The organism is Niallia taxi, from assembly GCF_004005475.1.
Lineage (GTDB): Bacteria > Bacillota > Bacilli > Bacillales > Cytobacillaceae > Niallia > Niallia taxi.
In genome coordinates, this window is record NZ_RZTZ01000001.1 from 324,105 (window position 1) to 336,068 (window position 11,964).

At 37.8% G+C, this 11,964-nt stretch carries 12 protein-coding genes; 3 read left to right on the forward strand and 9 right to left on the reverse strand.

Annotated elements, in window-relative coordinates:
- Window positions 1-142: 142 nt before the first annotated feature.
- Window positions 143-943, reverse strand: coding sequence for an inositol monophosphatase family protein (locus EM808_RS01720; protein WP_127734905.1), 801 nt, complete (start codon window positions 941-943; stop codon window positions 143-145).
- A 194-nt stretch (window positions 944-1,137) separates the two neighbouring features.
- Window positions 1,138-1,332, reverse strand: coding sequence for a hypothetical protein (locus EM808_RS01725; RefSeq protein WP_127734908.1), 195 nt, complete (start codon window positions 1,330-1,332; stop codon window positions 1,138-1,140).
- Between the two features lie 317 nt (window positions 1,333-1,649).
- Here EM808_RS01725 and EM808_RS01730 point away from each other — a divergent pair, with 317 nt between their 5' ends.
- Window positions 1,650-2,264, forward strand: coding sequence for a YktB family protein (locus tag EM808_RS01730; protein WP_127734911.1), 615 nt, complete (start codon window positions 1,650-1,652; stop codon window positions 2,262-2,264).
- 49 nt (window positions 2,265-2,313) lie between these two features.
- On the opposite strand, the gene EM808_RS01735 is transcribed toward EM808_RS01730, so the two are convergent.
- Window positions 2,314-2,586: a UPF0223 family protein gene (locus EM808_RS01735; RefSeq protein ID WP_127734914.1), complete on the reverse strand. Its 273-nt coding sequence runs from the start codon at window positions 2,584-2,586 to the stop codon at window positions 2,314-2,316.
- 412 nt (window positions 2,587-2,998) lie between these two features.
- On the opposite strand from EM808_RS01735, the gene EM808_RS01740 reads away from it, so the two are divergent.
- Both EM808_RS01740 and EM808_RS01745 read left to right on the forward strand, forming a co-directional pair.
- Entirely contained in the window at window positions 2,999-4,468 is a 1,470-nt protein-coding gene (locus EM808_RS01740; RefSeq protein ID WP_127734917.1) for an aminotransferase class I/II-fold pyridoxal phosphate-dependent enzyme, read from the forward strand.
- A 95-nt stretch (window positions 4,469-4,563) separates the two neighbouring features.
- On the forward strand, window positions 4,564-4,926 hold the full coding sequence (locus EM808_RS01745; protein WP_127734920.1) for a hypothetical protein: 363 nt from the start codon (window positions 4,564-4,566) through the stop codon (window positions 4,924-4,926).
- A 396-nt stretch (window positions 4,927-5,322) separates the two neighbouring features.
- Here EM808_RS01745 and EM808_RS01750 read toward each other — a convergent pair whose 3' ends face one another.
- The 6 genes from EM808_RS01750 to EM808_RS01775 form a co-directional block, all read right to left on the reverse strand.
- Entirely contained in the window at window positions 5,323-5,577 is a 255-nt protein-coding gene (locus tag EM808_RS01750; protein ID WP_310649059.1) for a hypothetical protein, read from the reverse strand.
- 200 nt (window positions 5,578-5,777) lie between these two features.
- A complete protein-coding gene (gene lpdA / locus EM808_RS01755) occupies window positions 5,778-7,187 on the reverse strand; it encodes a dihydrolipoyl dehydrogenase (RefSeq protein WP_127734926.1) in 1,410 nt (469 codons plus the stop codon).
- Between the two features lie 4 nt (window positions 7,188-7,191).
- Window positions 7,192-8,508: a dihydrolipoamide acetyltransferase family protein gene (locus EM808_RS01760; protein ID WP_127734929.1), complete on the reverse strand. Its 1,317-nt coding sequence runs from the start codon at window positions 8,506-8,508 to the stop codon at window positions 7,192-7,194.
- Between the two features lie 68 nt (window positions 8,509-8,576).
- Window positions 8,577-9,554 carry an alpha-ketoacid dehydrogenase subunit beta gene (locus EM808_RS01765; RefSeq protein WP_127734932.1) on the reverse strand — a complete coding sequence of 326 codons (978 nt, stop codon included), beginning with the start codon at window positions 9,552-9,554 and terminating at the stop codon, window positions 8,577-8,579.
- A 3-nt stretch (window positions 9,555-9,557) separates the two neighbouring features.
- A complete protein-coding gene (pdhA, locus tag EM808_RS01770) occupies window positions 9,558-10,673 on the reverse strand; it encodes a pyruvate dehydrogenase (acetyl-transferring) E1 component subunit alpha (protein WP_127734935.1) in 1,116 nt (371 codons plus the stop codon).
- A 583-nt stretch (window positions 10,674-11,256) separates the two neighbouring features.
- Window positions 11,257-11,946: a YkyA family protein gene (locus tag EM808_RS01775; RefSeq protein WP_164849546.1), complete on the reverse strand. Its 690-nt coding sequence runs from the start codon at window positions 11,944-11,946 to the stop codon at window positions 11,257-11,259.
- Window positions 11,947-11,964 lie beyond the last annotated feature (18 nt).

Consider the following 11,964-nt stretch of genomic DNA (forward strand, 5'->3'; position numbering starts at 1 on the left):
ACACATTATAACTGAGTCATTATACCATAGAAAATGTGATAAACCTAAAGTGTTTTTCGCTTTAATAAAAAAAATTAACAAAAAAACATATGTAAACGGAAACATTTTTCATAAATGAAAAAGACAGCAAAAAATTGCTGTCTTACCATTGTCCATTTTGCAAATATTTCTGGAGTATCTCTTCATGCAGTTCTGGTTTAGATGCAAAAAATGAATTTTGTGTAAGCATATCAAGCTCTTCATTTCGAAGACTTGTTACTTTTCCGCCAAGCTCCTCGACCATTATCTTTCCTGCTGCGTAATCCCATGGAGACAGTCTGAGCGTTATATATGCATCCATTCGCCCTGCTGCTATATAAGCAAGCTCCAGACAAGCTGAACCAAAAGAACGAGTGCCTCTTGCATCCTTTGTTAGTGGGGAAAGATACTTCGGGTCGATTCTTTTGTTCTCCGTTACCCATGTTGCATTTAAGCCAATGATTGCTTCTTCTACTTTAACAGGAACTAACGGCTTCAATTTGGTTTCGTTCATATATACGCCATGTCCTTTTTTGACGTGGTATAGCTCGTCTGCGACAACATCGTAAATGAGACCAATTTGACCGACTCCATTTTCATAGATTCCAATAGATACGGCAAAATCTCTTTGCATGTGGACGAAATTCATTGTTCCGTCAATCGGATCAATAATCCAAACAATCCCTTCAAGATTCTCTACCCTTGAAGACATGCCTTCTTCTCCGAGAATATGATGATCTGGATACACCTCTTTAATTTTAGTTATAAAGTATTGCTCTGTTCCTTTATCGATTTCCGTCACCAAATCATTCTTATTAGACTTTGTTTCAACAACGAAGTCTTCGGAAAAGGACTTCTTGATTCTCTCTCCAGCTTCTTTAATCCAACGTTTCGCATATGTATCGACTTCTTCCCAATTTGTCATCCAACTCATCCTTCTCATTTAGTAACAAACCATCATAAATTTTTTAACAGCTTACCAAGCCCGAGTGCTTTTCTTTTATTTTTGCTTATCGCTATTTTATCATGCATGAAGAAATAAATTCCAATAAAAGCAAAACGAAAAAATCATAAATAAAACCGGGAGAAGGGTTTTATTTATGATTTTTAAATGGTGTTTTATAGTGCCTTAAGTCTCAGAAGCTCCTGTCTAATCTTTTCAAGCTTTTGTTTGCTAGCTTTCTTTTGCATTTCATTGTTTTCATTGATTGCATCAAATAATGTAGCAAGCTCATAATCCATCTCTAATCTCAAAACGGCTTTTTTCTCATTTTCAAGTTTATTTTTTTTAGATGAATTTATTAATTGTTTCACTGGACAGTACACCCCTTCCATCGACTTTGATTCTTTTATTTCTTATATATTATGTCGCTCTCCTTATCATTGGAACAAATATGTGCTATAACCTAGCCCCAGTCCAAAATCTTTCTCCAGCAGCAATATGTATGCTAAAATACGAATAAGTGGTACAAACAGCAGGTTTTCAAATAAACAGAAAGATGGATAAGAAAAGCTGATAAAGAGCAGTCTGTAAGTACTTACAACGCTCTCTAACTAAGCTGCTTCCCTACTACAATCTGTTTACCCTAATTAATAAGATATAAACGAGCAAAGGAGTTTCAAGAAGAACAATGAAATTTGACGGTTTTAATCAAAATGATTTCGAAACATTTACAATAGATGGATTGGAAGAAAGAATGGAAGCAATCCAAACTCGTATCCAGCCTAAATTCAAAGAAATTGGACAGGAGCTGACAGACAGCCTGTCTGCAAAAATAGGCAGCGAAATGTTTTTGCATATTGCCAAACACGCACGCCGCACTGTTAACCCGCCAAAAGATACTTGGCTTGCAATTGCCGGAAATAAACGCGGTTATAAGCAGCATCCTCATTTTCAGCTAGGATTATTTGATGATCATGTGTTTATATGGCTTGCTTATATTTATGAGCTGCCGCACAAAAGCAGCATCGCCAATACATTTTTGGAAAACATCGATCAGTTTTCAACTGCTATTCCTAAGGATTTCGTTGTATCGATGGACCATATGAAAAAAGAGTCCTCCCCTATTACGGAAATTGACTTGGAGAAAACTTTAATAAGGTTCAGAGATGTTAAAAAGGCTGAATTCCTTGTTGGAAAACAAATCGCTGCAAATGATCCAATCTTAAAAGACGGACAAAGGTTTGCTGAATTGGTGGAAAGCACATACGATACATTGCTGCCTTTCTATAAACTGTCCATATAAATAAAAGAGGAAGAAAAACAATTTGTTTTTCTTCCTCTTTTTATTTAACTTACGGCATTTTTATTTTTGCTCCTGCCTCTGCTTCCTTCGCCTTTTTTATAGTGCGGTATGTAGAATAGCCGCTGCTTTCCTCAAATTCATCACATACATTCTTCTCTTGAGCTTTACCAGGAACAATTTTTTTGAAAACCTTATATTGCTCCATAAGTGCATCTTTTTCAATGCCCTTTTCATAAGCCAATTCTATACATTCAAAAAACTTTACGACATCCACAATTTCTTCTGTAGTCCAATCAATATCTATCGGGTATTGGTATTCCATATTTACTCTCTCAACTTTCTATAATTATTTACTGGTTCTTTGCCCTATTTTAGAGGAATGAAACTAAAATGTAAAATTCCTGTTTAGCATCTGTATTATCAATGTTTTATGATGGGAATAACCGCTTTTTTCTATGTGAAATGCCCGTTCAGAACAAGGTTTGGTCGGCCATTATTTATTATTTATGAAATCCTTACAATAATTCTTCTCTTTATAGTTAAAACTAATTGTATGCAAAGAAAATAAAAAGTGCTATAATTCTTTTGTTTTCTGATTTTAATAAGTTTTATAGGGTAAAACCTAATATCCCATTGTTTTTACAAACAGTGAAAAAACTTCTATTTTTAGGAGGATCAAAATCCGTTATGAAAACGGCAAACAAAATACTAACTTAAAGAGGTGTGGTAATAAATTGTCACAATACGAAACACCGTTATACCACGGTTTATTGGAACATGCAAAAAAAAATCCTGTTCAGTTTCATATTCCTGGACATAAAAAAGGAAATGGAATGGATCCTGAGTTTAGAGAATTTATCGGAGAAAATGCTCTCTCTATCGATTTAATAAACATTGGTCCACTTGATGATCTTCATCAACCGAAAGGAATTATTAAACAAGCGCAAAAATTGGCAGCGGAAGCATTTGGTGCTGATTATACCTTTTTCTCGGTACAAGGAACCAGCGGCGCCATCATGACCATGATTATGAGCGTTTGTGGTCCAGGAGATAAAATAATCGTACCAAGAAATGTTCATAAATCTATTATGTCTGCCATTGTTTTTGCTGGTGCTATTCCAATATTCATCCACCCAGAAGTGGATAAAGAGCTTGGCATTTCGCATGGTATAACAGTGGAAGCTGTTCAGCATGCCCTAGATTTACATCCAGATGCAAAAGGTTTATTAGTGATAAACCCTACTTACTTTGGCATTGCTGCAGACTTGAAAAAAATTGTGGACTTAGCACATTCTTATAATATACCAGTATTGGTCGATGAGGCTCATGGCGTTCATATCCACTTCCATGAGGATCTTCCAATGTCAGCTATGCAGGCAGGTGCAGATATAGCTGCAACAAGTGTGCATAAGCTAGGCGGATCAATGACACAAAGCTCCATCCTTAACATGAGGGGCAATCTTGTTAATTATAAGCGCGTTCAAGCAATCATGAGCATGCTTACTACAACGAGCACATCATACTTATTGCTTGCATCTCTTGATGTGGCAAGGAAACGTTTAGCAACAGAAGGCAAGAAGCTTCTTGATAATACTATTGAGCTTGCACAAACGATTCGCAGACGAGTGAATGACATTGAGCATCTATATTGCTTAGGCGAAGATATCGTTGGCTCCTCCATGGCCTATGACTTTGATCCGACAAAACTAGTTATTTCTGTGAAGGATTTAGGTTTAACAGGTCATGCAGTGGAAGAATGGCTCCGTAAGCATTATAATATAGAAGTAGAGATGTCTGATTTATACAATATTCTTTGTATTGTAACACCTGGAGATACAGAAAAAGAGGCAGATACGCTTATACATGCTTTAGGAGACCTTGCAAAGGAATTTCAGGATAAAGCAGGCAAGGTGGAAGCACAAGTAATGCTCCCTAATATTCCTTTGCTAGCCGTTACACCACGCGATGCTTTTTATTCTGAAACAGAGCTTGTCGACTTTGATGATTCTGTGGGACGGGTTATCGCAGAGTTTATCATGGTATATCCTCCAGGAATTCCGATTTTCATTCCTGGTGAGATCATTTCAGAGGACAACTTGGAATATATTCGCAAGAACATGGAAGCTGGACTTCCTGTGCAGGGACCTGAGGATTATGATTTCAAAAAACTGCGTGTTATAAAAGAACATAAAGCCATCCGCTAACAGCAGCTGGCATAAAAATGTACGGATGCTCTTTAATAAAAAGCATCCGTATACGTTTGTTATAAAGGAAAGAATATAGATAGGAGATTTATATATTGAAGAGAGTTATATATGTTTTAATCATCAGTATAATTGTTAGCTTATGCTCCCCATTTGTCTTTCATAATTACTTAGAAAAAAAACCATTAGAACAGAAGGATACATTAACTTTCGGTGGACCAATCCCTTTTGCTGAACAAAAGATGCAATTACCTGAAAAGGAAAATCAATATCCTGCTGAATTCAGCTTTAAATCCCCTCTCGAAACGGAAACAAAGTTTCACATAATCCCCTTCCTGTTCACATTACTCTGCTATTTCTTGTTAATATTCAGTGTTTATACTGTTGTAGCAAGCTATAGTAAAAAAGCAATTGATAGAAATGGCCGGAAAAAAGGGAAAAAAGACGACGAGCTTTAATTTATAATTTTAGCTATAGCTATATATAAACTGTTTACTATCGATTCATATATAGATTTTACAATTATATGAAACCTTAATGTAGTTTCTCTATCAACGGTCTAAGCTAACTGAATTATTATGCGGATTTCAATAAACCTCGCATAATAGTTTGGTTTTTTTATTTGCTGATTTAAGTGATTACGCTAATAAAACCCTTAGTGGAATAAAGCGGTGGATATTCGACTCCTGGAGAAAATAGCAGAAAGTGAGTCTGGAGTGCCATGAAATTAATGCTTAGTTTTTATAGTATTATTTGGTTATGTTTGATTTAGGAGGATTAAGCATCCATGGTGACTGTTACAAGGCTTTATAATCGACTTTAAATAGGATTACTATACCTCCTCCTATTCTTCCTTAAACAACCGCTATGATGGTCATAATCATTTGAAAGGAGCCATATATGGAAAGGCTAATGGCTGTCGCAAGCATTGTTTTCCTTTGAGACCGTATGACATAATTACCTAGGATAACAGCCAAATACAAAAACACGCCAAACATTACTAATTTATAAACGAAAAGATCATGTTCAGACAGCCATTCAATGATTGAATATCCACTCCACAGCATCAACTGTAATAAAATTGTCGTATAGATCTTCAAGGAAAACACCACCTTTTCCATGCTTTTTATGCAGCATATCATATAACTATATTTATGCATGTCCTACTTAATCATGCCCTAATTAACGGAGTATTGTCTTACTTCCATTATAGAATTCCCATAAAACTTTATTCCATCCAATTTAGGCAAATGAACTAACCTTAGAAAACGAAAAAAAACCTCTCTTAAAAGAGAGGTTTTTTCTACTATTACTTAATGATGTGAATTGGGCTACCAATTGCAACTTCAGCAGCTTCCATCGTGATCTCTCCCAATGTTGGGTGAGCATGGATAGTCATTGCCAAGTCTTCAGCAGTCATACCTGCTTCAATTGCCAAGCCAAGTTCAGCGATCATGTCAGAAGCGTTAGCTCCAGCAATTTGAGCACCGATTACTAAGCCATCCTCTTTACGAGTAACAAGCTTCATGAAACCTTCGCTTTGGTTAAGTGCAAGTGCACGACCGTTAGCAGCGAATGGGAATTTAGCAGCTGTTACTTGAATTCCAGCTTCTTTAGCAGAAGCTTCTGTGTGTCCAACTGTAGCCAATTCTGGCTCAGCGAATACAACAGCAGGAATACCAAGATAATCGATTTCAGAATTGTGGCCACCGATAACTTCTGCAGCAATTTTACCTTCGTAAGAAGCTTTATGTGCAAGTGGTGGTCCTTCAATGATATCACCGATTGCAAAGATATTGCTTACAGTAGTTCTGCATTGCTTATCAGTTTTGATAAGTCCGCGTTCAGCAAGCTCAATGCCTACTTGTTCAAGACCAAGTTCGTCTGTGTTTGGTTTTCTTCCAACCATTACGAATACATAGTCAGCTTCGATCTTTTGTTCTTGACCTTTAGCTTCATATGTTACAGTAACGCCAGTGTCAGTTTCTTCGACACCTTTAGCCATTGCTTTTGTAATGATTTCCGCACCTTTTTTCTTCAAGTTGCGAACTACCAATGAAGACATTTGCTTTTCGAAACCATTAAGGATATCGTCAGCACCTTCTAGAATAGTTACTTGAGTTCCGAAGCTTGCGTATGCTCCACCAAGCTCAGTACCTACATAACCTCCACCGATAACAACGATTTTCTCTGGAATTTCTTGAAGAGAAAGTGCACCAGTAGAATCTAGAACACGTTTAGAGTATTTGAATGCAGGAATTTCAATTGGACGAGATCCAGTTGCAATAATTGCATTTTTGAAAGTGTAAGTTTGAGATGACTTATCATCCATAACTTTAAGTGTGTTAGCATCAACGAAGTATGCTTCGCCATAAGCGATGTCAACTTTGTTTCCTTTAAGAAGACCTTCTACACCGCCAGTAAGCTTGTTAACAACACTTGCTTTCCACTCTTGAACTTTTGAGAAATCTACTTTTACATTTTCAGCAGTAATCCCAATATCGTCAGAATGCTTAGCAGTCTCAAAACGATGACCTGCTGTGATTAATGCTTTGGATGGGATACAGCCTACGTTTAAGCAAACTCCGCCCAATACATTTTTTTCAACGATTGTTACTTTTTGTCCTAGTTGTGCCGCACGAATTGCAGCTACATAACCACCAGGGCCTGCACCAATGACTATAGTATCTGTTTCAATAGGAAAATCTCCAACTACCATGTTTTTACGCCTCCATTAACAATAGTTCTGGATCATTCAACAAACGCTTAATGTGATTCATTGCATTTTGAGCAGTAGCTCCATCGATCATGCGGTGATCGAAGCTTAGAGAAAGAGCTAATACTGGTGCAGCAACGATTTCGCCGTCTTTAACGATCGCTTTTTCTGCAATACGTCCAATTCCAAGGATAGCCACTTCTGGGTGGTTAATAACTGGAGTGAACCATTGTCCGCCAGCAGATCCAATGTTTGAAATTGTGCAAGAAGCACCTTTCATTTCAGCTGGAGCAAGTTTACCGTCTCTAGCTTTACCAGCAAGTTCATTGATTTCGTTAGAAATATTGAAAATTCCTTTACGATCAGCATTTTTAACAACAGGAACTAGAAGTCCTTTTTCAGTATCAGCAGCGATACCGATGTTGTAGTAGTGCTTATGAACGATTTCACTTGTAGCATCATCTAAAGAAGTGTTAAGTGCTGGGAATTCTTTTAATGCGCTTGTCAATGCTTTAACAACATATGGCAAGAACGTTAACTTAATGCCTTTAGCAGCAGCAACTTCTTTATATTTCTTACGGTGAGCAACAAGGTTTGAAACTTCTACTTCATCCATAAGTGTTACGTGTGGAGCTGTATGCTTAGAGTTAACCATCGCTTTAGCAATTGCTTTTCTGATACCGCTCATTTTCTCGCGAGTTTCTGGGAAGTCGCCTTCTGGAATCGCAAGTGGTTTTGGTGCTTCTTGTTCTGCAGCTGGAGTAGCTTCAGCAGCTTCTGTTGCAGCAGGTGCCGCAGCTCCGCCGTTCAAGAATGCTTCGATATCTTCTTTTGAGATACGACCGTTTTTGCCAGTACCAGATACTGTGCGGATGTCCACACCTTTATCACGAGCAAATTTACGTACAGATGGCATTGCGATAATACGTCTGCTTGGATCCACTTCTGCAGCTGCAGGAGTTTGAACAGGTTCTTTAGCAACCGCATCGCCAGCTTCTGCTGTGCCTTGTACTTGTGCTTCTGTTTTAGCTTCTTCTTTAGGAGCGTCATGACCATGGTCGCCCTTGAATTGAATGTCCTCATAGCCAGGAGCGTCAAAAGTGATTAGGATATCACCAACAACTGCTACTGTACCTTCTTCTACAAGAACTTCTTCAACTGTACCGTCAACTGGAGACGGAATTTCTACTACTGCTTTATCGTTTTGTACTTCACACAAAACGTCGTCTTCTTGAACTTTATCGCCTGGTTTAACAAACCATTTTACGATTTCACCTTCGTGGATACCTTCACCGATATCCGGTAATCTGAATTGAAAAGACAAAGTAATTCAACCTCCTACATTTCCATTATTTCGTTGCTTTTTATTATCCCTGACTAATAACTTATTTATTAGAAAGTAAGGACTTTTTTAGCTGTTTCAATGATATCTTTGTAATTTGGAAGCCAAATGTTCTCAGCTTGTGTAAATGCATAAACAGTATCAGGAGCAGCTACACGCAATACTGGAGCTTCTAGGCTAAGGATAGCGCGCTCGTTGATTTCTGCGATAACATTTGCTGCGATACCAGCTTGTCTTTGTGCCTCTTGAACAACAACAGCTCTTCCTGTTTTTTCAACAGAAGCAACGATTGTGTCAACATCCAATGGGCTGATTGTACGCAAGTCAACAACCTCTACAGAGTATCCTTCTTTTTCTAACTCTTCAGCAGCTTTGATTGATTCGTGAACCATTGCACCGTAAGCGATCAATGAAAGGTCTTTACCTTCACGTTTAACATCTGCTTTACCGATTTCGATTGTGTACGCTTCTTCAGGTACCTCTTCACGGAATGAACGGTATAATTTCAAATGCTCAAGGAATACTACTGGGTCATTGTCTCTGATTGCAGCAATCAATAGACCTTTTGCATCGTAAGGTGTTGATGGAACAACAACTTTCAAACCAGGTTGTGTTGTTACAAGTGCTTCTAAGCTGTCAGAGTGAAGCTCAGGAGTATGAACACCGCCACCAAATGGAGAACGGATTGTAACAGGTGAGTTGTAGCGTCCACCTGAACGGTAACGCATACGCGCCATTTGTCCGTTGATGCTGTCCATTACTTCGTAAACGAAACCAAAGAATTGGATTTCTGGAACTGGGCGGAAGCCTTGAAGTCCAAGACCTACTGCCAAACCACCAATACCTGATTCAGCTAGCGGAGTATCGAATACACGATCTTCGCCGAATTCTTTTTGAAGTCCTTCCGTTGCACGGAATACACCGCCGTTAACACCAACGTCTTCACCGAATACTAAAACATTCGGATCATTACGTAATTCTGTGCGTAACGCATCAGTGATTGCTTGGATCATTGTCATTTGCGCCATGGCTTATTTCGACTCCTTTGCTGCATAGATTTCATATTGTTCTTTCAAGTTATTTGGAAGCTCTTCAAACATGTTGTTGATCAAGTCAGTAACTTTTTGCTGTGGTTCAGCATCAGCAAGTTTGATTGCTTCTTTAATTTCGTCTTTAGCACGAGCGATTACTTCGTTTTCTTTTTCTTCGTTCCAGATTCCTTTGTTTTCTAGGAATTTACGGAAGCGAACCAATGGATCTTTCTTTTCCCACTCGCTGTCTAACTCAGAAGTACGGTAGCGTGTTGGGTCATCTCCAGCCATTGTATGTGGACCATATCTATAAGTAAGTGTTTCGATCAATGTAGGACCTTCACCATTAACAGCTCTATCGCGAGCATCTTTAACAGCAGCATAAACAGCTAATGGGTCCATACCGTCTACTTGGATACCTGGGATACCTGCAGCAACTGCTTTTTGTGCAATTGTTTTTGCAGCAGATTGCTTCTCAACAGGAGTAGAGATAGCGAAACGGTTGTTTTGTACGATAAAGATTGCAGGAGCCTTGAATGCACCAGCAAAGTTGATTCCTTCATAGAAGTCACCTTGTGAAGCACCGCCATCACCTGTGTAAGTGATTGCTACTGATTTTGCTCCGCGTTTTTTCATTCCAAGTGCTACACCAGCTGTTTGGATGTATTGTGCACCAATAATGATTTGTGGTGAAATTACGTTAACACCTTCAGGCATTTGGTTACCTTTGAAATGTCCGCGAGAGAATAAGAATGCTTGGTATAAAGGAAGTCCGTGCCAGATTAACTGTGGAACATCACGATATCCCGGAAGAATGAAATCCTCTTTCTCCAATGCAAATTGTGAAGCTAACTGAGAAGCTTCTTGACCTGCAGTTGGTGCATAGAACCCAAGACGACCTTGTCTGTTAAGAGAAATAGAACGTTGGTCAAGAATACGAGTGTATACCATGCGAGTCATCAATTCTTGTAATTGCTCATCGCTTAAATCAGGCATTGCAGATTCATTTACAACTTCGCCCTCTTCATTTAGGATCTGAAGTGTTTGAAATTGGTTTTCTACTTGTTCAAGCTGTGCTTGCACATCTAATTGAGCCTTCTTTGTTTTAGAAGCCATTAAAGCCACCCTTTCCTTTCTTTTTAAAAAGACGTATCGATAATCTAACGCATTTCCTTCGTTGTTTCATGGTAATGAGTGTGGTATATCTAGTTAGACAGCGCTTTCTAGTCTATCATCCACACTTTTTTAGCAACCTAAAAAAAACCATACTTATACAGTTTTCCACAAAAACCGCTAGAAAAAACGTCTTTATAAATAATTCGGTATCCGTATGTTCTGTATCAATAAGTACGATAAGATATATTAATACAACTTTTCAATACATGTATAAGTTTAATATACATAATTATTATCCGTCAATCTTAAAGTACTATGTTTTTTGTGTATTTTTTTATTTTTGTAAAAAAAAATTAAACAAACTGTATTATCAGCTGTTTTATATCTGTACTATAAAAATAACACTAACGGAATCTGTATTATAATATCAACATTATTTTCCAGCCTAAAATTTTGTCGAAAGCAACCTGCAAAAACGTATGTATAAATAAAAAGCGCCCTAGTGTAATGATTGCCCATATAGACAAATGAATATACATCATTTGTCCTTTAAGACAGCCATATCACTCGGACGCTGAATCATTTATTCCGCCTGTTTATCTTCCACTTTTACTTCCATACCAGCTTTTTCGTAGAAATCAATTTTTAAGTCATTGTATTGCTTCGTTAATTTATTGAATTCTTCATTATTATCGAGCACCTTCTGGTAAACCTCATTGATCTTTTGAATTTGTTCTTCTAATGCATCTATCTTTACATCCTTGTTTTTAAACATTTCATAAAGCTCTTTATCATACTTTAAACCAGTCGTATAGTTGGCATATAGTTTGTCGTGAACCTCATATCTGTCCATCATCACATCGTATAGTTTTTCAGCTTGTTTTTTTAATTCTTTTTCATTTTTGCCGTCCATATCTTCCATAATCGGTTTAACCTTCTCAAAGGCTTCCTTTGATTCCTGAATGCTTTCTTCCTCTTTATCCATATATTCCTTCCTTTTGGCAACAGAGGCAAGCGCTTCATCTGATAGAGTTTTAATTTCATCCATTTTCTCAAGTCCTAAGGAAATGATTTTAGCATATATCTCTTGTTCGTTTTTTTCTAGTTTAACTAGCGGATCCTGCTGTTTTTCGAACTCACTCTCCAGTTCTACTACATCCTCCAGCTTTTCATGCATCTTTTCCCCTGATGACTCAGAGCCCTTGCAAGCGGACAAGCTGGTTATAATTAAAATGATAAGTACTGCTGCTGCCAGTCTTTTTGCTGTTTTCAATGATATCCTCCTCACTCT